The sequence below is a fragment of the Devosia ginsengisoli genome, assembly GCF_024707105.1.
Taxonomy (GTDB): Bacteria; Pseudomonadota; Alphaproteobacteria; order Rhizobiales; family Devosiaceae; genus Devosia; species Devosia ginsengisoli_A.
Genome location: NZ_JANQAJ010000009.1, coordinates 22,671 through 43,246, shown reverse-complemented (window position 1 = coordinate 43,246; position 20,576 = coordinate 22,671). Strand labels below are relative to the sequence as shown.

Genomic DNA, 20,576 nt, shown 5'->3' with positions numbered 1-20,576 from the left:
ATGACCACTGATTTCGACATCCGTTTTGCCATCGATCCCGTATCCGCCGCGACCATGAATACGGAGGAACTGCGCGAGCATTTCCTGATCGATGACCTGTTTGCGCCGGGTGCCGTCAACTGGACCTATACCCATTATGACCGCATGGCGGTGGGGGGGCTGTGCCCGATGGCGCGGCGCTCGTGCTCGAAGCGATCAAGCCGACGGGGACCGCCAATTTCCTCGACCGCCGCGAGCTGATCGCCGCCAATATCGGCGCCGCCGGCACCATTTCGGTCGATGGCAAGGACTATGCCGTAGGCCCGTGCGACATGCTCTATGTGGGCATGGGCGCCAGCGACGTGCGCTTCTCGGGCGCGGGGGCGAAATTCTACCTGCTGAGCGCGCCGGCCCATGCCAGCTACCCCACGACCCTGATCCGGCAGAGCGATGCCAAGCGCCTGGAAATGGGCAGCCAGGAAACGGCCAATGAGCGCACGATCTTCCAGTTCGTCAATGCCGACAGCGTCAAGACCTGCCAGCTCGTGGTAGGCCTGACCAGCTTCGCGCCTGGCTCGGTGTGGAACACCATGCCGGCGCATGTGCATGACCGGCGCATGGAAGCCTATCTCTATTTCGACCTCAAGCCCGACGCCTTCGTGGTGCATCTGATGGGCGAGCCGGACGAGACGCGCCATATCATCATGCGCAACGAGGAAGCGGTGATTTCGCCGCCCTGGTCAATCCATGCCGGTGCGGGCACCGGCTCCTACACCTTCATCTGGGCCATGGCCGGCGACAATATCGATTATACCGACGCCGAAAAGATCGGCATGGACGAGCTGCTGTGACCGATCTCAGTGCATTCAGCCTTGCCGGCAAGACCGTGATGGTCACCGGCGCCAATACCGGCATCGGGCAGGGCATCGCGCTCGGCATTGGCCGGGCCGGCGGGCGGGTTATCGGCGTGGGCCGTTCGGATATGGACGAGACCGCGGCGCTACTGGCCGGTCTCGGGGCTGAATTCTTGGCTGTGCGGGCCGATCTGGGCTCCACTGCTGCGGCACAGGTGATGTTCGAGCAGGCCTGGGATCAGCACGGCCCCATCGATGGCCTGGTCAACAATGCCGGCATCATCAGGCGGGTCGATGCGGTTGAGTTCACCGAGGCCGACTGGGACCAGGTGATGGACATCAACCTCAAGACGATGTTCTTCCTGTGCCAGTCGCTCGGCAGGAAGGCGATGGCTGCCGGCCGGACCGGCAAGATCGTCAATATCTCGTCGATGCTGAGCTTCCAGGGTGGCATTCGCGTCGCCAGCTACACCGCGTCCAAGAGCGGTGTGCTGGGGATCACGCGGCTGCTGGCCAACGAATGGGCGGCCAGGGGCATCAACGTCAATTCGATCGCGCCGGGCTATATCGAGACCAACAATACCGAGGCGTTGCGGGCCGATCCGGATCGGTCGGCATCCATTCTCGGGCGCATTCCCGCCGGGCGCTGGGGCGCGCCGTCCGATATCGGCGATGCGGCAGTGTTCCTGCTGTCGCAGGCTTCCAACTACATGCATGGCGCCGTCATCCCCGTGGATGGCGGGTGGCTCGCGAGGTAACGAGATGAGTGAGCAGAAGCTGTTCGCGCAGCCCAACGAAACCGACTGGACCGAACTGGCGCCGGGCAATACGCGCCGGGTGCTGATCCATACGCCCGAGCTGATGCAGGTGGAGTTCGGCTTCGAGCAGGGCGCGGTCGGTGCGCCGCATAGTCATCCGCATATCCAGGTAAGCTATGTGGCCGAGGGGCGGTTCGAAGTGACGATCGACGGGCAAACCCAGGTGGTCGAGCAGGGTGGCAGCTTCATCGTGCCATCGGGGCTGGTGCATGGCGTGGTGGCCCTGACGCGCGGGCGGCTGGTGGATGTGTTCACGCCCATGCGCCAGGACTTCGTCTAGCCGATCTCCGCCAGCATCGCGGCATAAGCCTCGTCGTGCCGGCCGCCCCAATTCGGTTTGCCCGGCTCGGTCAACCGCCCCGCCGGGGCGGGATGAAGCTGTAGATGCGGCGTTCCGGTTGCTCGCGCCATTGCAGGTTGAAGGCGGCGAGCTTGGGGAAGAATTCCATGTCGTGATAGGGCAGGTGATCATGCACCCACCAGGCCATGGCTTCCCAGTCGCCGGTCCGCTCGTAATAGGGCACGAAGCGGTTGACGACGATGCAAGCGGTGGCGCCCATACGGCCTTCGGCATCGCGGCGGTCCCAGATATGGCCGGCGAAATTGGTTTCGTTGCGGCCGCAATTGAGCTTGTTGCTATTGCCGAAATGGTTGACCTCGGATGAGCGATAGGCGGAGCGGATGGAAATCTTGCCGAAGCGGGCCTGGAGCGGTTCGAGCAGGGTTTCGCAGAGCGCCCTGCCGGCTGACATGGCCAGGTCGGGATCGTCAGGGATGTTCTGGAAGCCATGAATGACGGCGATTTCGGAATAGAGGAAGTCGCGCAGGAAGAAGTTCTCGCTGAGGCGGACGCGGCCGAGATCTTCGAGGCTTTTGACGGATTTGGGCTGGCGCATGCTGGCTCTCACTGGACGCGGCAAACTCTTGCGATAACGTGACGGAAGACAACCCGGTTTCGACAGGTCAGGACGGAGCATGCTGCTCATTGCCTTCTACATAGCCATCGCCGCCGAAGCGATGACCGCGGCACTCGCGGCAGGCCGGCGGAACATGGATTGGTTCGGCGTCTGCCTCATAGCCTGCGTTACCGCGCTGGGCGGCGGCACGTTGCGGGATATCCTGCTCGACCACTATCCCCTGGTCTGGGTCGAAAACCCCTATTTGCTGCTGCTGGTCTGCGGCGCTGCTTTGCTGACCATTCCGCTGGCGCGCCTGGTGGATCGCCTGCGCTGGCCTTTCCTGCTGCTCGACGCGCTGGGCCTCGTCGTCTTCACCGTCATCGGCTGCAATATCGGCATCGAGGCCGGCGTGCACCCGATCATCGTCATTGTGGCCGGCATGGTGACGGGGACGGCCGGGGGCATCCTGCGCGATGTGCTGTGCAATGACATTCCGCTGATTTTCCAGGGTGAGCTCTATGCCACCGTCTCCATGGTGGCGGGTGGGGTCTATTATGCTGGGCTGATCGGCGGGCTGCCGGGCGATCTGATGGCTATCATTGCCATCGTCATCGGTTTCACGCTGCGAGTCCTGGCGTTGGCCTTCCACTGGGAAATGCCGAAATTCGTCTACGATCGGGAGATGCGGAAATGAAGCCTGCCCGCATCGTGCTGTCGCGCCGGGCCGGCTTTGACCTGCAGGCCGTTTCGCAGGCGCTGAACGGGTTGCCGGCGCAGTCGGCGGCGCGGCCCGGACCGTGGGGCAACCCCTTCACCATTGCCGAGGTGATGGCGGAAACCGGGCTCGACAAGGATGGGGCGCAGGCCGAGGCCGTGGCGCGCCATGGACGCTGGATCAGGGGCGAAATCGACGGGGACAAGGCGCCGCCGCCGCGCGAGAAAATTCGCGCGGAACTGGGCGGCAGGAACCTGGCCTGCTGGTGCCGGGCGGGGTCGCCCTGCCATGTCGATACACTGTTGCTGTTGGCCAACGAATAGGGCTTTTCCCACAGGCGGGGATGTGGCATGGCATCTACCATACAAGAATAACGGAGTGCTTGATTTGCGACAGACCTGGCGGTGGTTCGGACCCAAAGACCTGTGCAGCATCGACGATATCACCCAGGTCGGTGCCGTGGGCGCGGTGAGTGCATTGCACCACGTGCCCAATGGCGTGGTGTGGACGCCCGAGGAGATCGCCAGGCGCCATGCCGAGATCGGTACGCGCAAGGATGGCACGCCGTCGGGCCTGACCTGGGACGTGGTGGAAAGTCTGCCGGTTTCCGAGGATATCAAGAAGCAGAAGAACGCATGGCGCGAGCATATCGAGAACTACAAGATCTCGATGAAGAACCTCGCCGATAGCGGCATCGAGGTCATCTGCTACAATTTCATGCCGGTGCTGGACTGGACACGCACTGACCTGCGCTGGAGCGTGCCCAATGGCGGCTCGTGCATGCGGTTCGACATCAACGACTTTGCTGCCTTCGATATCCATGTGTTGCAGCGCCAGGGCGCGACAACCGACTATACCAACGCCATTGCCGACGAGGCCGAGCGGCGCTTTGCCAATATGGATGATGATGCACGCAAGCAGTTGGCGCGCAACGTCACCATGGGCTTGCCGGGCTCGACGGAGTCGATGACGCTGGAAGATGTGCAGAGCCATCTCGACGAATATGGCGCCATCACCCGAGAGCGGCTGCGCGCCAATTTCGTGGATTTCCTCGATGCCGTGGTGCCGACCGCTGAGGACCTGGGTCTGCGGCTCTGCTGCCATCCGGACGACCCGCCATTCGCCCTGCTCGGCCTGCCGCGCGTCATGTCGACCGAGGCGGACTACAAATACATTCTCGATGCGGTGGAGAGCCCCGCCAATGGCATGACACTGTGCTCGGGTTCGCTCGGCGCACGGCCGGACAATGACCTGCCGGGCATGATGGAGCGACTGGGCGACAAGGTGCATTTCTTGCATCTGCGCAACGTCAAGCGCGACAATGACGATATTGTCGGCTCGTTCTACGAGGCCGAGCATCTGGCTGGCGATACCGATATGGTGGCGCTGATCGCCGCCATCGTGCGCGAGGAGAGGAAGCGCAAGGCGGCAGGCCGGAAGGACCATATCATCCCCATGCGCCCCGATCACGGACAGGACATCCTAGACGACCTCGGGCGGCGATCGCAGCCGGGCTATCCGACCATCGGGCGGATGAAGGGGCTGGCCGAACTGCGCGGCGTCATGACGGCACTGGAACACGGCGTGCTGGGGCTTTAAGGCCCCAGATACCTCCACGTTCGGGACGATAATTTACGACTTTTCAAAGTGTTGCGGCCAGAGTCGGGACTTACTCTCGCGCGAGGCGGCCCGTGGCTATCCTGACCTTTCTGCAGGGGGTGATGAACTGGTTCATCCCCGCCCATCTCAGTGGCGACCTGCATACGCGCAAGCGGGTGCAGATGTTCATCGTCAGCCACGTTTTCGGGCCGATCATCGCCACGCCCATTCCGCTTTTCCTGTGGTTCGCCGATCCGCAGCCGCTGTGGCAGGTGCCGATCCTGGCGGCGTCCATCTATGGCTTCTGGCCGTTCCTGGCACTGGTGAAGCTGTTCCCACGCGCCTATACGCCGCTGGCCATGGCCTCCGTGCTGAATCTGACCTTCTGCATTCTTTGGGGCACCTATAATTACGGCGGCACCAGTTCGCCCTTCCTCGTGTGGCTGGTCCTCGTGCCGCTACTGGCCTTCATGTATCTAGGCTCGACCTGGACGGCGCGTATCTTCGTGTTCAGCCAGATCACGCTGGGCATTGCCGCGCTCTATGGCTTCTACCTCTATGGCGATTTTCCTACCCATATTCCGGTGGAGAACATGGTGGTGGCGGGGGTACTGTCGGCGCTGGGCTCGAACATCTATGTGTTCATGATGGCCGCCTATTATTCGAGCGTGGTGGACAGCCAGTCCGAGTTGATCAAGGAAATCGATCGCCACCAATATACGCTCAAGGCGCTGACCCAGGCCAAGGACGAGGCTGAGCGGGCCAATGGCGCCAAATCTGAATTCCTCGCCAAGATGAGCCACGAGCTGCGCACACCGCTCAATGCCGTGCTGGGCTATTCGGAAATCCTGCTCGAGGATGCCGAGCTGGACGGGCGCGGCGAGCAGATCGCGGACCTGCAGAAGATCAGCGCTGCAGGCAAGCACCTGCTGGCTATGGTCAACGACATTCTTGACATTTCCAAGATCGAGGCGGGCAAGATGGCCCTGCATCTGGAGAGTGTCGATCTCGACAAGCTGATCGACGATGTCGAGGCCACGGCGCGGCCATTGGCGGCCAAGAACACCAACAGCTTCGTGGTCGAGAAGCGATCGGAACTGGGCATGATGCGGGCCGACGCGACCAAGCTGCGGCAGGCCATTTTCAACCTGCTCTCCAATGCCGCCAAGTTCACCCAGAACGGGCAGATCACCCTGGCTGCCTGGCGGAATGCGGAGTGGCTGGAAATCGCCGTCATCGATACCGGCATCGGCATTTCGCGCGAGCAGCAGAATGCCCTGTTCTCCAATTTCACCCAGGCCAATTCCAGGATTGCCGCCGTCTATGGCGGCACGGGGCTGGGCCTGTCGCTGAGCCAGAATCTGTGCCGGCTGATGGGCGGGCGGATCGAGGTTGAAAGCGAGTTGGGCAAGGGCAGTCGCTTCACTATCCGCCTGCCGGCACCCGCCGAACGGCCCGTATCGGCGCCGGTTGCCCCGATGCCGCGGACGGCAACGCGGGACGAGGCATTTGTGGCCGAAAGCGAGGTCGAAGGCGATCAACGCAAGGCCGGCTTTGCTGCAATGAGCGGGCATATGCCGGACCATGAACGGCGTCCGCGCCTGCTGATCGTGGATGACGACCGCAATTTCCTCGAACTGGCCGAGCGGCTGTTCATGAAGGAAGACTATACCCCGATCTGTACCGATGCGCCGCAATCGGCCCTGCAGATTGCCCGCACGGTCAAGCCGGCTGCAATCTTCCTCGATATTCTCATGCCGGGCTTCGATGGCTGGGACGTGCTCGCTGCGCTCAAGGCCGATCCCGTCACCGCCGATATCCCGGTCTTCATGATCTCGATCCTCAGCGAACGCGCCAAGGCGCTGGCCGCGGGAGCGGACGGCATCGTGATGAAGCCGTTCGACGCCAGCAAGGTCAAGGCGGCACTGGCCGGACTCAAATCCGTGCGCGGCCAGCCGCGCGCCAAGGCTGCCAACGCATAAGGAATATCGATATGGCGCTGGTTCTCATCGTCGAAGACAATCCGATCAATCGCGATGTGCTCGGCCGGCGGCTGGAGCGGCGCGGCTTTTCCATTCGCTTCGCCGAAGACGGCCCCAGCGGCATTGCTGCGGCCAAGGCGCTGATGCCCGATGTAATCCTGATGGATATCGGCTTAGGCGAAATGGATGGTTGCGAGGCCACGCGTCGCATCCGCGCCGACCCCGAGACGGCGGCCTTGCCGATCATCGCCCTGACGGCCAGCGCCTTCGAAAGCGACCGCGCCAACGCGCTGGCGGCCGGCTGCATCGACTTCGACACCAAACCGGTGGACCTGCCGCGCCTCTTGGGCAAGATGCAGGCCGTGCTGGGGCCCAAGACACCGGAAGCGGCAATGAATTTCGGCTAAGGCTCAGCCCGCCCTGGCCAGCCGTATGGTAAGCGTTTCGCGCAGGTGAGCGAAGTCGAGCGGCTTTTTGATGTATATGGGGGCGATTGAGCCCCATGAGTTCGGCGGCGCGCTGCACCATGCTCAGGGTCTGCTCGTCCTGGCCACTGACGATGATGAGGTCACCGGGATAGTGCGCCTCGGCGAGCATGTGGAAGAGATCGATGGCATCGACATGCGGCATGGAAATGTCCACCGCCATCACATCGGGGCGCAGGGCCGCGACGAGGTTGATTACCCCGCGCGGGTCGGAAGTGGCAAAGGCGTCATAGCCGCAACGCTCCGCTACCCGAACGATCAGTTCGGCTGACGGAGCGTCGTCATCGACGGCTAGGAGCTTAGGGGCCATTCCAATCTCCGTCAGGCCACGGCAGTGGCCATGTGGGCGGGGCCCGTATCCTGCCGGCCTTCATGGCCGAGGCGATATTCGAGATCGGCCTCGCGCATGGCGCTGGCCAGGATAGCCACGACCTGGTCGATATCGTCGCGCGTATGCGACGCCATGACCTGGAAGCGGAAGCGGGCGCCGCCCTGGGGCACAGCCGGATATTCCACCAGGTTGGCGATGCCGCCCATGGCCATCAGATGCCGGCTGGCAAAGCGCCCAACCCCTTCGAGGCCGAGGCGTACCGGCACGATGGGCGAGGGATCGCCCAGGGTTTCGAGGCCGGCGCGGGTCATCTCCGCGCGCAGGTAGAGGATGTTGTCCATCAGCTTGCGGCGCAGGAGGCGGCCTTCCTCGGAGCGCACGATATCCAGCGCGCAGAGCACCGAGGCTGCCTGCACCGGCGAAAGGGCGTTCGAGAAGGTGTGGGTGGCGCTGTAATATTTGAGATATTCGGCCGTGGCCCGGCTTTTGACGGCGATAAAGCCGCCATTGGAGCCGAAGGTTTTGGAGAAGCTGCCGATGATGATATCGGCGGCGTCGAGCGCATTCTGCAGGCCGAGATGGCCGAGGCCGTCCTCACCGATGGAGCCCAGGTCATGGGCGCAATCGACCAGAAGCGTGGCGCCGTACTCGTTGCAGAGGGCGCGCATGGCCAGCAGGTCCGGCGTGTCGGAATGCATGGAGAATAGGCTCTCTGTCACGACCATGATGCCGTTTTCCTGGTCGTTGGCGCGGATGCGCTGCAACTTGCGGGCCAGGGCTTCGAGATTGAGATGGCCGTGATAGTGGATGTTCTGCGTGGCCGCCTTGGCGCCTTCCTGCAGGCAGGAATGGGCCAGGATATCCATAACGACATGGTCGTTGCCGCGCACGAAGCCCTGAACCGAGCCATAGCCGGCGGCCCAGCCGGTGGGGTAGAGCACGATTTCGCGGCCCCCGAGGAATTCGGAGAGGCCTTGTTCGAGCAGCAGCGAATTGGCGGTGTTGCCGAGCAGCGCGGCAGAGCCGGCGCTATGGACGCCATATTCATTGATCGCTGCGATGGCGGCGGCCTTGACGGCGGGATGGGACGACAGGCTCAGATAATCCTGGCTGGCGAAATTGATACCGGCAAAGACTTCGCCTGTGTCGCTGCGGGCTTCGCAGCGCGCCTGGGGAGCGGTCGAGGTCGAACGGGCATAGGGCCAGAGCTCATGTTCGCGCCGCAGGTTCTGCCAATCGTAGAAGCCATCGGTTCGGGCGATCAGGTCCGGACCTTCGGGGCTGCGGAAGTCGCGCAGGCTGCCGGTCAGGGCGGCTTCGGGGACCGAATTGGTCTTGATAGTCATAGACGCTCTCCAAATGAGGCTTTCCGCCACTTGATCGGCAGAATTACTGATGCCGCTTGAAAAACGACTTAAGCCTCGCGGTTTATTTTGAGTAACTCACTGCTTCATATGCCCGCACCTCACGAGCCGTATCCGGCGCAATTTGCTTGGGAGGTAGGGGGAAGCCACATACGCAAAATTAAGCGGTATTCCGGCATGTTGAAGCATGAGCGTCGTACCGGGTTCGGGCTTGATCTCCCTCATCAACGGCTTTGTCGACCGCGCCATCGGGGCGGACGATCTGTCGCCGCATGTTCGCGACAAGCTGTTGCGCCAGCAACTCGGATCGGTAACGCGGATGGCACCGGCCGTGCTGGCGGCATCGCTGGCGGTCTCGGCGGTGTTTCTGACGCTGACCTGGCAGACCGCGCAGTTCTGGCCGATCCTGGCGGCGACCAGCGTGATCGTCATGATCGGGCTGCACGGGTCCTATCTTGCCTTCGTGCATCCGCGGCAGGAGACGAACGGGCCGCCGCGCAATGCGGTCATTCGCACCATCATCTACGCCATGGCGCTGGGCACTCTCTGGGGCTTCATATTGAACGTGCTGCCACTGGGGCAGGACCCCGCCATTCGCAGCGCGGCGACGATCGGCGCCGGCGGCCTGCTCTGCATTTCGATGATGGCGCTGGTGGTCTATCCGCAGGCGCTGGCCGCGTTCGCCATCCCGCTGATCATCGGTGCATTGAGCATGGTGCCTGGGCTCGATGCCACGCGCGAACTCTGGATGTATGGCACGCTGCTGGCGGTTTTTACCTTCGTCATGGTGGTCATCTCGCTCAACCATGCGGCGGGCTTCGTGGCGCATCGCGCCTCGGAAACCCAGCTCAAGGACCGGGGAGAGATCATCGGCCTGCTGTTGCGCGAATTCGAGCAGAGCAAGTCGGACTGGATCTGGGGCTTTGATGCCGAAGGGGCTATCAACCGCATGTCGGCAGGCTTCACCACGGCGACCGGCGTGGCCGAAGAGGCGCTGTTAGGCGCCGATTTCGTGCATTTCCTGCGCTGCATCACACCACCCAATGATCCGCTGATGGCGCATCTGGAACAGGATGTGCTGGAGCAGCAGACGTTCCAGGATATCGAATTGCGGGTGACCGCCGATGGCAGGGAGTGCTGGTGGAGCCTTACAGGCAAGCCAGCCTTCGACGAATCCGGCAAGTATCTCGGCTATATCGGCACCGGCTCGGATGTGACCGAACGCAAGCTCGCCGAACGCCGCATCACCATGCTGGCGCATCACGATCCGATGACGGGCCTGCTCAACCGCACCAAGTTCACCGAGCAGCTCAATTCCTGCGTCGCGCGGCTGGAGCGCTATGGCACGCCATTCTCGGTGATGTTTCTCGACCTCGACCAGTTCAAGTCGGTCAATGACAGTCGCGGTCACATGGCCGGGGATCGGCTGCTGGCGCAGGTGGCGCGGCGTATCCAGGGGCTGGTGCGCGAGAACGACCTGGTGGCGCGACTGGGCGGGGACGAATTCGCCGTCATCCTGCCCAATGACTGCAATGTGGACAGCATTGGCCCGCTGGCGGCCCGCATGATCGAGGAGATCAGGCAGGTCTATGTGATCGATGACGAGCAGATCAATATCGGGGTCAGCATCGGCATTGCCATGGCGCCGATGAACGGGACGCGTCCGGACCAGATCCTGCGCAATGCCGACTTGGCGCTCTACCGAGCCAAGGCCGATGGTCGCTCGGTCTACCGCTTCTTCGAGAGCCAGATGGATTCCGAAGCGCGCGAGCGACGGCTGCTGGAAGTGGAATTGCGCGACGCGGTCAAGAACAACGAACTGGTGCTGTATTACCAGCCGCTGGTTTCGGCGGAGGATGCCAGGCCGACCGGCTTTGAGGCGCTGGTGCGGTGGAACCATCCGATCCGCGGCCTGGTGGCGCCGGCGGAGTTCATTCCGATTGCCGAGCAATCGAACCTCATCGTCGATATCGGTGACTGGACAATCGAGCAGGCTTGCCTGGCCGCGGTAAACTGGCCGGATCACCTGACGGTGGCGGTGAATCTTTCGGCCAAGCATTTCCGCCGCTCGGATATCTCCGTTGTGGTGAAGCGCGCGCTGGCGATGTCGGGACTGGCGGCGCCGAGGCTGGAGATCGAAATCACCGAAGGTCTCCTGATGGAGAACCTGGAAGAAGTGGTGGAAAAGCTCGGCGAAATCCGCGCGCTGGGCGTGACCATTGCCATGGACGATTTCGGCACTGGCTATTCGAGCCTCAGCTACCTGCTCAAATTCCCCTTCGACAAGATCAAGATTGACCGGAGCTTCGTCGATGCGTCGAGCGATGACGAGGTAGCGCGCGATATCCTCAAGGCCATCGCGTCACTGGGCAAGACGCTGAAGCTCAAGATCACGGCCGAGGGGGTAGAGACGCAGGCGCAGGCGGAGTTCCTGTCCGGGATCGCCTGTCACCAGTTGCAGGGCTTCTACTTCGCCCGCCCGCTCGACCATATCGACCTGCCGCATTACCTGCTGACGCATGTGCATCCGCGGGCCCCCGCGCTGAAGGCCGAAGCGGAAGCCAAGCTCGCGTCATTGGCGGGGTAGAAGGTCAGTCCTCCAGCAGATATCCGCCGGCCCGAGTGGGCAGCACGTCCTTGCCGACGATCTTGGCGATGGCGCCGCCGCGGGTCACGTATTTTCCCATGACGCGCGACAGCACGAAGCCATCGGTGCCCGAGAGGATCGGGCGGCGGGCGATGAAGGCGTCCGGGCCGTCCATGGCGATGAGATCGGCAATGGGCTGGCCCTTGCTGACCTGGTCGCCAAGTTCCACGCGATAGGCCAGGAGGCCCGGCGCATCGGCGCGCAGCACTTCGGTCGCCTCGAAGGGGGTGGGCGCAGGCGCTGCGGCGGGCTTGCTGCCGGGATCGGCGGCGATGAGGCCGCGGCTGGCGAAGAAGCCGAAAAGGCCTGCGGCATCTTCCTTGCCGAGGGTATCGAAGCTGTCGGCCTGGCCGCGATATTCGAGGGTGGCTGTTTCGGCGCCGGTGGGGATGGGGTGCTCGGGATGGGCGAGGCGCGCCTTGCGATAGAGTGTGGGCAGCACTTCGTCGAACGAGCCGCCGCCACTGTCCTCGGCGGTCAGCGTCGCGGCGACACCCATCCAGTCGGCCAGATCCTGCAGGCCGGGCATCAGTTCGGGCGAGGTGAAGATGTGCTTGAGGCTGTCGTCGTCGCAATGCAGGTCGAGCACGATATCGGCGGCGACGGCCGATTTGAGCACGGCGAGGCGCAGGCGCTGGATGGCGGTGCCGGATTGCTGGCCATCGATCCAGGCAATGACGGCGGCGCGGATGGTGGCGATATTGGCCCTGGGATCGTCGGTCAGCTTGCCAACGATGGCCTGGGCGACATGCGGATAGAGATCGGGCCAGCGGCGGTTGTAGTTGACGCCGGTCTCGACGTCATAGCGGCCGATGTGATGGCGCAGGGAATAGTTGGCGAGGCCCAGCGGATTGACCGAGGGGAAGATGGTGAATTGCGCCTTGAGCTGCCCGGCGGCATCGGCCTCGCGCAGCTTGGGCAGCAGATGGTGCAGCGCCATGGTGCCCGGCTGTTCGTCGGCATGAAGGGCGGCCTGCAGGTGCACGCGGGTTTCGGCATCGGCCGGACCGGCAGTGTACCAATAGAGGTCGGTGGCGGTGCCGGGCGTATCGCCGGTCAGCACCGTGCGGTGCAATTCAAAACTCATGTCGTCTCTCTCAGCGCAGCCATTTCGGCGCAAAGCGCAAGCCCGGCGCTGCCGGCATATGGCGCATCAGCCGGCGATAGACCAGCCCGAACAGGAAGAAAACCACCAGTGAAACGGCCAGGAACCAGAGCGCAGCGACGGAGAAATGCAGGAATGCATTATAGTCGCGCTCGAAGAGCTCCTTGGCTGTGATCATCAGGTCTTTCTGCTGTCCGATGACGGGCAGGGCGAAATAGACGATGGCCGTGGCGTGGAACAGGAACACCACTTCGTTGGTATAGGCGGGCCAGGCGAGGCGGATGAGATTGGGCCAGATGACGTGGTGGAACTGCTGGACCCGGCTCATGCCATAGGCGCGGGCGGCCTCGACTTCGCCGCGCGGCACGGCGCGCAAGGCGCCATAGAAGATTTCGGCAGTATAGGCGGCGGTATTGAGGGTCAGCACCAGCGGCCCGATGAACAATGGGTGCAGCACGAACCAGGATATGCCCATCGGCTTCCAGACGCCGACATTGAACGACAGTGCCAGCGAATAGAGCATGAAGAACTGGATGAAGAGCGGCGAGCCGCGGAAGGCATAGATATAGCCACGGCTCAGCCGCGAGATCAGTGGATTGGACGACGCCTTGCCCAGTGCCAGGAAGACGGCGAAGACGAAGCCGATGGGAATGGAGGCGGCGGCAAAGTAGATGTTGAACGCCACGGCCGGGCCGAAAAGGGCGATTTCCTGGAAGAGGCGTTCCATTAGCCACGCACCTCGCTCAATATGCCGCGCCCGGCGCGACGCATGATGGCTTCGAAGGCCTTTTCGGAGAGCAGGGTCACGAGGATGTAGAAGAGGAACAGCACGAGGTAGTAACGCCAGCGCCAGTCCTCATGCACGAGGCCCACGGCGGGCAGAAAATTGGGCGCGCCAAGCCGGTCGGCCCACAGCACGATATCGGCGATCTGCAGCAGCGAGAGCAGCGAAGTCGCCTTGATGATCAGCATCCAGACATTGGACAGGCCGGGCAGGGCATAGACCCACATCTGGCGGATATGGACGCGCCAGAGCAACTGGCTCGCCGACATGCCATAGGCGCGCGCTGCTTCGAGCTGTCCCTTGGGCACCGAGCGCAGGGCGCCGTGGATGACATTGGTGGCGAAGGCGCCGTAGACCAGGCCAAGCGAGACCGAGGCGAGGATCAGGTATTCCGGCGTGCCGAGGAACCAGTTGGCTTCCTTGCAGGGCGGCCAGGCCGCGGACTGGGCGGCGATCAGTTCGGGCGTGCAGACCTGGCTGGCGATGAACCATTCCACCGCCTGTTCGAAGGCCAGCGGAAAGAACAGGAAGAACAGCACATCGGGCACGCCGCGGACGATCGAGGAATAGATCGTGCCGATGAGGCGCAGCGGAAAGAACCGGGAATTCTTGAGCGTGGCGCCGATCAGGCCGAATATGACGGCCAGCGTCCCGCCGAAAAGCGCGGCGAAGATGGTGAACTGGAAGCTCGCATACCAGGTGAGATGCTTGCCGTTGGTGAGGTAGCTCAGCCAGAAGGCGAAGTCTTCGCTCATGGGCTGATGGTCCGGGGCAATGACGCTGGCATTGGTGGTCTTTCAGGGGAAAGCCGGGGTGGGCGACCCACCCCGGCAAGCCGGATTACTCGGCGAAATACGGCCCGCGGCCTTCGAACCACTGGGCGATCAGCTGGTCGACGGTGCCGTCGGCCTTGAGCGCGGTCAGGGCATCGTTGAACGTGGCCTTGAGCTCGGCTTCGTCCTTGCGGATGCCGGCGCCAACGCCATCGCCGATCATCACGTCTTCACCGACGAATTCCATCGCGCCACCCGAAGCGGTGACCACTGGCTCGAGATAGGCGCCATCGGCCAGGATGGTGTCGAGGTTGCCGGCAGCCAGATCGGCCATGGCCTGGTCAGCCGTGCCGAAGGAGACCACGGTGTTGGTCGCGCCGAGATTTTCCTCGGCATAGGCGGCCTGGATGGTGCCGCCCTGGACGCCGACGCGCTTGCCTTCAAGAGCCGACGGATCGATGCCGGAGCCGGCAGCGGCGATGAACTTGGACGGATCGGGCGGGAAATAGTTCTGCGTGAAGTCGATGGTTTGGAGGCGTTCCTCGGTGATCGACATGCCCGCCATGATCACGTCGTAGTTGCCGGCGAGCAGGTTCGGGATGATCGAATCCCAGTCATTGGTGATCCATTCGCAGGTGAGGCCGGCCTGGGCACAGATGGCATTGCCCAGGTCGATCTCGAAGCCGGCAGGGGCGCCGCTGTCGTCGAGGAAGTTCCAGGGTGCATAGGCGCCTTCGGTGGCGATGCGCACCGTTTCCTGAGCCTGGACCGCAGAGCCGAGGGCCATTGTGGCCACTGCCGCGAGGATGAGCTTCTTCATCTGTTTCTCCGTTGGTTGTTCTTGTTGTCGTACCCGTTTGCCGGGCTTGTCATCAGCGCCTTCATTCGTGGCTGGCGGCGTTGAGGAATTGCTTGAGACGCGTGGATTTCGTGGCGCCGAAGACCTGCTCGGGGGTGCCTTCTTCCTCGATCATGCCTTGATGGAGGAAAATGACGCGGTCGCTGACCGAGCGGGCAAACTCCATGTCATGGGTGACCAGGATCATGGTCCGGCCCTCGTCGGCCAGCACCTTGATGACGCGCAGCACTTCGACTTCGAGTTCGGGATCGAGCGCCGAGGTCGGCTCGTCGAACAGCATGACGCGCGGATTGATGCAAAGGGCGCGGGCAATGGCGGCGCGCTGCTGCTGGCCGCCGGAAAGCTGGGCGGGGTAGGCGTCGGCCTTTTCGCCTATGCCGACCTTGGCCAGCATGGCGAGTGCTTCTTCCTGCACTTCGCCGCGGGCGCGCTTCTGCACAATGAGCGGCGCCTCCATGACGTTTTCGAGAATGGTGAGATGGGCCCACAGGTTGAAGCTCTGGAATACCATGCCCAATTCGGAGCGGATGCGGCGAATCTGGCCTTCGTCGGCAATCTGGCGATGGGGTCCGGTGCCGCGCAGCTTGATTTCCTCGCCATCGATGGCGACCGTGCCGCTATCGGGCACTTCGAGCATGTTGATGCAGCGCAGCATTGTCGATTTGCCCGAGCCCGAGGAGCCGATCAGCGAAACGACTTCGCCCTCGCGGGCGACAAACGAAATACCCTTGAGCACTTCCAGCTTGCCGAACGATTTGTGCAAGTCGCGGATAGCCACGACAGGCCACTTCTCCGCAACGGCGGCAGCAGCTTGCGCCATATTCATCCCTGGCCCGCCGAAACGGGCGCCTTCCTGAGCGGTGATTGCCTTTTTCTTGAGGCTGGCAATCTTGACCGCCGTCAAGAAAAGCAAAAGCGCGGGATATAGCAAGGGAAATGATGTTTTCCGCAACACGTGACTGAGGATGACGCGGCTCGCCAGTGCCGTGGGTCTGACTTATGGTGCGCCGCAAATTGACGAGGCTGCGGCATGTTCTATGCAATTTCCAAGGTGTTCTGGCTGCTGGCGCAGCCGGTGAGCCTGGCTTTCCTGTTCGGACTCGGTGCGCTGGTTTTGGCGGTTGCGGGGCGGCGGCGGTCGGGGCTGGCGCTCGGTGTGCTCGGCCTGCTGATACTGGGTGTGGCCAGTTTTACCAATGTCGGGGCGGTGGCGATCGCGCCGCTCGAGGCCCGGTTCGCGCGGCCGGCCGAATTGCCGGAACGCGTGGATGCCATAGTCCTGCTCGGCGGAGCGACCGCCGCGCGGGTCAGCACGGCGCGGCAGGTCACCGAAACCAGCGAGGCGGGCGATAGGCTGATCGAGACCATCTGGCTGGCGCAACGCTATCTCGAAGCGCGGATCGTGCTGACCGGCGGGGTGGCTGCGGTGCTGGCAGGGGCGGAATCCGAGGCGGTGACCATGCAGCGACTGCTGCTGGCCTTCGGCATCGCGCCGGAGCGGGTGGTGCTGGAAGGCGAAGCGCGCAATACCGATGAGAATGCCGAATATACCAAGGCCCTGCTGGGACCGGCACCGGGCAATGTGCTGCTGGTGACGTCGGCTTTCCATATGCCGCGGTCCATGGGGCTGTTCCGCAAGGTCGGCATATCAGCTATTGCCTGGCCGACCGATTATCGCAGCACGGGCACGGAACGCTTCGAGTTCGATGTGGCCGAGCCTATAGCCAATCTGCTGACATCAAGCGTGGCGATGAAGGAATGGATCGGGCTGGTAGTCTACCACTGGACCGGGCGGATCGACGACATGCTGCCGGGTCAGGCCTCGAACTGATCGGCCGGCACGACAAGCCGGTAGCGCACGCCATCGGGTTCGATGCCGAAATCGGCCGTGCCGCCCACCGACAGGGGGACGATGCGTTCGAGGACCAGCGTGCCGAAATGGGGTTGATGCTCCAGGCGCCAGGCGGGGGTGCCGCTTTCGCGCCATTCGATGACCAGATCGGCGGGGCTATCGGGCCGATCGACCATGCGGGCGTCGACCGAGACCTTGCCCGGCTCGCCATTGGCCAGGGCGCCATGCAGCACGGTATTGGCCCCCAATTCGTGGATGGCCAGGCCGATATGGAGCGAGGCATTTGGGCCTAGCAGCGGATTGACCCCGGTAATCCGGACGTTCGACAGGACCGAGGGGCCGAGCCGGACGAGCTGCGAGGCTACCAATGTTTGCAGATAGGCGCCGCGCCAGTTGCTCTCGGTCACGAGGTCCTGCGTGCTGGAGAGGGCGTGCAGACGGCCGCGGAACTTGTCGAGGAAATCCTCGGTGCCGGTGCTGTGGCGGGCGGTCTGCATGGCGACCGATTGCACGATGGCGAGCAGGTTCTTGGAGCGGTGGCTGACTTCGCGCAGCAGGGATGCGACGGCCATGTCGCGGGCGTGGCGATCGGTCGTATCGGTCACGATGGCTGTGACGCCGTCACTGTTGTCGTCGGGCAGCAGGCGGATTTCGAAATGGCGCCGATGAATTTCACCGAGTTCGAATGCCAGCATCTGCTCGGCGCCGTCGCGGCGGCTGCGTTCGTGGGCCGCGGCAAAATCGGCCGCAATGCTTGCCGGCAGGGCCTCGGCCTCGCGCAGTCCGACCATGTCCTGGTGGGGCCAGCTTGGCGGCGGGTTCTCGACGAAGTCGAAGCGGTGTTCGCTATCCTGATGCAGAACGCAGATGCCCGCATGGCGCAGACCGAGTGACATGGCACGGAGCCTGGTCTGCGTCTGGCGGTCGGGCATCGAGGCTGGCATGAGGAAAATACTCGTGTAGTCGGGCAGGAAAAAGAACGGCTTCGCCGGGGCGAAGCCGTGTCACATACCTGGCCGTGCCGTCGGGGTAAGATCAGGCACGCCGGAAGAAGCCCACGACAAGAGAGATGACCAGGAAAGCAAGGAACAGAAAGAACAGAATCTGCGCGATGCCAGCCGAGGCGCCGGCTATGCCACCGAAGCCGAGAACACCGGCGATAAGCGCGATCACGAGGAAGACGAGTGCGTAGTAGAGCATGTCACTCTCCTTGGGCGAAGTTATTGAGGTGACAACGGTTCTGCCGTTCTCGGGTTCCTGATGCGCAACAAAAAAGGCCGGGATAACCCGACCTTTTTCATATTCGTTTCGTGTCGGTCAGGCGGCGGCGCGCGAGCCTTCATCGAAGAACAGCGCCTGGCTGATCAGGGCCTTCACCATATCGGGATTGAAGGGCTTGGTGACGAGGAAGGTCGGCTCGGGACGCTCGCCCGTGAGCAGCCGTTCGGGGAAGGCGGTGATGAAGATCACCGGCACCGAATGATGGTTGAGGATGTCGTTGACAGCGTCGATCCCCGAGCTGCCATCGGCCAACTGGATATCGGCCAGGATCATGCGGGGCTGAGTCTGGGCGAAGAGATTGACCGCTTCCTTATGGGTGCGGGCGACGCTCACCACCTTGTGGCCCAGGCTCTCCACTAACTGCTCGATATCCATGGCGATCAGCGGTTCGTCCTCGATGATCATGATTTCGGTCGCGACCTGACGGGAAATCTCGATCGAGGCTTCCTCGAGCAATGCGGCGAATTCATCATCGGCAATGCCCAGGATTTCGGCGGCCTGCGCATGGGTAAAGCCTTCCACGGCAACCAGCAGGAAAGCCTGGCGCGGCCGCGCGGCCAGATTGGCCAGATTGGTGGCTGCCCGCTTTTCCCACGCATAGGAAGACGTGGGCTGGGGCACCTTGACGGCCGCTGACGAGAACAGGGCGGAGAACAGCTTATAGAGCGCGATACGGTCGTTGCTCGCTTCGGGAAACAGCGAAATATCGGCTATGAGAGCTTCGAGAGTGGCCGCAACATAGGCATCGCCGGATGTCTGCGACCCGGTGACTGCGCGCGAGAACCGCCGCAGGTACGGCAGATGCGGAGCGATCCGCGTGGACAAAGTCATTAAGTGAACTCCCAGTGACGCTTCGGCTCGTGATTACACGAAACCGGAAAACGAGGTTTCGCCCGCAAAAGTTCCCGACGCGGCGGAACTTTTTTGACTCGCACGCATTAGGATCGCCAAATACGACACAACGCACAACACTCTGACGGTCAGAACACGGCATGATGAAGGAAAAACTGGTGACCCAGCAACGTATGCGGACGCAGGCGGTGCGGGCGGATGATGGGCTGGGTCCGAATACGGACATCGGCGCACGCCTGCGCGCGCTATACGGAGCCGTGCAGGACGAAGGTGTCCCTGAACAATTGCTCGACCTGCTGGAAAAGCTTGATAGCGCCGAGCAGGCGCAGAAGGTCAAGAATGCTGGCCGTGACGGGGAGTGACGGCGTGACCGGTGAACCGACGACGTTCAAGCGTGAAATGCTGGCGACTTTGCCCAGCCTGCGTGCCTTTGCCGTGTCGCTGACCGGCAAGCACGACAAGGCCGACGACCTGGTGCAGGACACTGTGATGAAGGCCTGGGCCAAACAGTCCAGCTTCGAGATGGGCACCAATATCAAGGCCTGGCTCTTCACCATCCTGCGCAACGAATTCTACAGCCAGATGCGCAAGCGCGGGCGCGAGGTGCAGGACAGCGATGGTATCTTCACCGAACGACTGTCGGTGCATCCGGCGCAATATGGCTCGATGGACATGCAGGACTTCAAGAAAGCCCTGGCCCAACTGCCCGACGATCAGCGCGAAGCCGTGATCCTGATCGGTGCCTCCGGCTTTTCCTACGAGGAAGCAGCGGAGATTTGCGATTGTGCCGTGGGCACGATGAAGAGCCGGGTGAGCCGCGCCCGTACGCGCTTGCAGGATATTCTCAAGATCAGCGGTGAGGCCGATTACGGTCCCGACGCCGTGTCGGCGCAGGTCACCACGACCAATCACTCGTTCTAGGAGTGGAGACAGCCAGCGCCTGGCGGACAGCTTCCGCCAGGGCGTCCTCCGGGACGGGCTTGACGACGATCGGCAGATCGGGCCGGTCGGCAAAGTCACGCTGCACATCGAGATCGGACGTGGTCAACACGGTCGGGACGCGCGCTGCGGCCAGGCTCTGCGCCAATTGTAGGGACAAGGCATCACCCATACGGGCTTCGATAATGGCAATGGCGATTTCCGGCCAGCGCGCACGCAGTTGTTCAGCCTCGGCCGGCGTACGGGCGAACAGGGTCTGCCCGACGCCCAGCGTCTCGAGCATGCGCTGAACATCGAGCGCGATCAGGAACTCTTCTTCAACGATAAGAGCAGTCCGGCCGTTGAGCATGTGTTTCCGCAACCTTTTGGCCACTGATGGGGCTCAATCGACCTGACTGTCATTTAAGTTTGACATGTTGGGGAACGGGTTGTGCGGGGCTGCGTTGGCGTGGTGACAT

At 62.8% G+C, this 20,576-nt stretch carries 21 protein-coding genes and 3 pseudogenes; 12 read left to right on the top strand and 12 right to left on the bottom strand.

Features of this window, described 5'->3' with window-relative positions:
- The 3 genes and pseudogenes from kduI to NVV79_RS10065 all read left to right on the top strand — a co-directional run bounded on the left by kduI (position 1) and on the right by NVV79_RS10065 (position 1,931).
- Positions 1-830: pseudogene (gene kduI / locus NVV79_RS10075) on the top strand (5-dehydro-4-deoxy-D-glucuronate isomerase).
- Positions 827-1,591, top strand: coding sequence for a 2-dehydro-3-deoxy-D-gluconate 5-dehydrogenase KduD (gene kduD, locus NVV79_RS10070; protein WP_303988683.1), 765 nt, complete (start codon positions 827-829; stop codon positions 1,589-1,591). The pseudogene kduI and the gene kduD overlap by 4 nt, the downstream one beginning before the upstream one ends.
- Positions 1,592-1,595: 4 nt before the next feature.
- Entirely contained in the window at positions 1,596-1,931 is a 336-nt protein-coding gene (locus NVV79_RS10065; protein ID WP_303988680.1) for a cupin domain-containing protein, read from the top strand.
- Here the strand turns inward: NVV79_RS10065 and NVV79_RS10060 are convergent.
- Positions 1,928-2,547, bottom strand: a pseudogene (locus NVV79_RS10060) (hypothetical protein). The gene NVV79_RS10065 and the pseudogene NVV79_RS10060 overlap by 4 nt on opposite strands.
- A 79-nt stretch (positions 2,548-2,626) precedes the next feature.
- On the opposite strand from NVV79_RS10060, the gene NVV79_RS10055 reads away from it, so the two are divergent.
- The 5 genes from NVV79_RS10055 (at position 2,627) to NVV79_RS10035 (ending at position 7,253) form a co-directional block, all read left to right on the top strand.
- Positions 2,627-3,244, top strand: a complete 618-nt coding sequence (locus NVV79_RS10055) for a trimeric intracellular cation channel family protein (RefSeq protein ID WP_303988677.1) — start codon at positions 2,627-2,629, stop codon at positions 3,242-3,244.
- Complete coding sequence (locus tag NVV79_RS10050) at positions 3,241-3,588, top strand: DUF4326 domain-containing protein (RefSeq protein ID WP_303988674.1); 348 nt, start codon at positions 3,241-3,243, stop codon at positions 3,586-3,588. Before NVV79_RS10055 ends, NVV79_RS10050 begins: the two co-directional genes overlap by 4 nt.
- Positions 3,589-3,652: 64 nt before the next feature.
- Entirely contained in the window at positions 3,653-4,864 is a 1,212-nt protein-coding gene (uxuA, locus tag NVV79_RS10045) for a mannonate dehydratase (RefSeq protein ID WP_303990350.1), read from the top strand.
- A 92-nt stretch (positions 4,865-4,956) separates the two neighbouring features.
- Entirely contained in the window at positions 4,957-6,846 is a 1,890-nt protein-coding gene (locus NVV79_RS10040) for an ATP-binding protein (protein WP_303988672.1), read from the top strand.
- Between the two features lie 11 nt (positions 6,847-6,857).
- Positions 6,858-7,253 carry a response regulator gene (locus NVV79_RS10035; protein ID WP_303988670.1) on the top strand — a complete coding sequence of 132 codons (396 nt, stop codon included), beginning with the start codon at positions 6,858-6,860 and terminating at the stop codon, positions 7,251-7,253.
- Between the two features lie 166 nt (positions 7,254-7,419).
- Here NVV79_RS10035 and NVV79_RS22625 read toward each other — a convergent pair.
- Both NVV79_RS22625 and NVV79_RS10025 read right to left on the bottom strand, forming a co-directional pair.
- Positions 7,420-7,641 (bottom strand): annotated as a pseudogene (locus tag NVV79_RS22625) (response regulator); the annotation flags it as partial.
- A gap of 11 nt (positions 7,642-7,652) precedes the next feature.
- Positions 7,653-9,008, bottom strand: coding sequence for a pyridoxal phosphate-dependent aminotransferase family protein (locus NVV79_RS10025; RefSeq protein WP_303988664.1), 1,356 nt, complete (start codon positions 9,006-9,008; stop codon positions 7,653-7,655).
- 205 nt (positions 9,009-9,213) lie between these two features.
- Between NVV79_RS10025 and NVV79_RS10020 the strand changes: the two genes are divergently transcribed.
- Positions 9,214-11,613, top strand: a complete 2,400-nt coding sequence (locus NVV79_RS10020; protein WP_303988660.1) for a bifunctional diguanylate cyclase/phosphodiesterase — start codon at positions 9,214-9,216, stop codon at positions 11,611-11,613.
- Between the two features lie 4 nt (positions 11,614-11,617).
- On the opposite strand, the gene NVV79_RS10015 is transcribed toward NVV79_RS10020, so the two are convergent.
- The 5 genes from NVV79_RS10015 to NVV79_RS09995 all read right to left on the bottom strand — a co-directional run bounded on the left by NVV79_RS10015 (position 11,618) and on the right by NVV79_RS09995 (position 16,020).
- Complete coding sequence (locus NVV79_RS10015) at positions 11,618-12,760, bottom strand: succinylglutamate desuccinylase/aspartoacylase family protein (protein ID WP_303988658.1); 1,143 nt, start codon at positions 12,758-12,760, stop codon at positions 11,618-11,620.
- 10 nt (positions 12,761-12,770) lie between these two features.
- A complete protein-coding gene (locus NVV79_RS10010; RefSeq protein WP_303988655.1) occupies positions 12,771-13,505 on the bottom strand; it encodes an ABC transporter permease in 735 nt (244 codons plus the stop codon).
- Positions 13,505-14,317: an ABC transporter permease subunit gene (locus NVV79_RS10005; protein WP_303988652.1), complete on the bottom strand. Its 813-nt coding sequence runs from the start codon at positions 14,315-14,317 to the stop codon at positions 13,505-13,507. The genes NVV79_RS10010 and NVV79_RS10005 overlap by 1 nt, the downstream gene beginning before the upstream one ends.
- 85 nt (positions 14,318-14,402) lie before the next feature.
- Positions 14,403-15,155: a transporter substrate-binding domain-containing protein gene (locus NVV79_RS10000; RefSeq protein WP_303988649.1), complete on the bottom strand. Its 753-nt coding sequence runs from the start codon at positions 15,153-15,155 to the stop codon at positions 14,403-14,405.
- A gap of 61 nt (positions 15,156-15,216) precedes the next feature.
- Positions 15,217-16,020: an ABC transporter ATP-binding protein gene (locus tag NVV79_RS09995; RefSeq protein ID WP_303990347.1), complete on the bottom strand. Its 804-nt coding sequence runs from the start codon at positions 16,018-16,020 to the stop codon at positions 15,217-15,219.
- Between the two features lie 204 nt (positions 16,021-16,224).
- On the opposite strand from NVV79_RS09995, the gene NVV79_RS09990 reads away from it, so the two are divergent.
- Positions 16,225-17,025 (top strand): YdcF family protein, encoded by an 801-nt coding sequence (locus NVV79_RS09990; RefSeq protein WP_303988646.1) that lies wholly within the window; start codon positions 16,225-16,227, stop codon positions 17,023-17,025.
- Here the strand turns inward: NVV79_RS09990 and NVV79_RS09985 are convergent.
- The 3 genes from NVV79_RS09985 to NVV79_RS09975 all read right to left on the bottom strand — a co-directional run bounded on the left by NVV79_RS09985 (position 17,010) and on the right by NVV79_RS09975 (position 19,158).
- The gene (locus NVV79_RS09985; RefSeq protein ID WP_303988644.1) at positions 17,010-17,942 is read right to left on the bottom strand and encodes a sensor histidine kinase; all 933 of its coding nucleotides are present in this window, start codon (positions 17,940-17,942) and stop codon (positions 17,010-17,012) included. The two genes, NVV79_RS09990 and NVV79_RS09985, sit on opposite strands and share 16 nt — an antisense overlap.
- A 139-nt stretch (positions 17,943-18,081) precedes the next feature.
- Positions 18,082-18,246: a DUF1328 domain-containing protein gene (locus NVV79_RS09980; RefSeq protein WP_146290031.1), complete on the bottom strand. Its 165-nt coding sequence runs from the start codon at positions 18,244-18,246 to the stop codon at positions 18,082-18,084.
- A gap of 117 nt (positions 18,247-18,363) precedes the next feature.
- Entirely contained in the window at positions 18,364-19,158 is a 795-nt protein-coding gene (locus NVV79_RS09975) for a response regulator (protein WP_303988641.1), read from the bottom strand.
- 164 nt (positions 19,159-19,322) lie between these two features.
- Between NVV79_RS09975 and NVV79_RS09970 the strand changes: the two genes are divergently transcribed.
- A complete protein-coding gene (locus NVV79_RS09970; RefSeq protein WP_303990344.1) occupies positions 19,323-19,541 on the top strand; it encodes a NepR family anti-sigma factor in 219 nt (72 codons plus the stop codon).
- Between the two features lie 37 nt (positions 19,542-19,578).
- Entirely contained in the window at positions 19,579-20,100 is a 522-nt protein-coding gene (locus NVV79_RS09965) for an RNA polymerase sigma factor (RefSeq protein ID WP_303990342.1), read from the top strand.
- Here NVV79_RS09965 and NVV79_RS09960 read toward each other — a convergent pair.
- Positions 20,075-20,491, bottom strand: coding sequence for a hypothetical protein (locus NVV79_RS09960; protein ID WP_303988638.1), 417 nt, complete (start codon positions 20,489-20,491; stop codon positions 20,075-20,077). The two genes, NVV79_RS09965 and NVV79_RS09960, sit on opposite strands and share 26 nt — an antisense overlap.
- Positions 20,492-20,576: the final 85 nt, after the last annotated feature.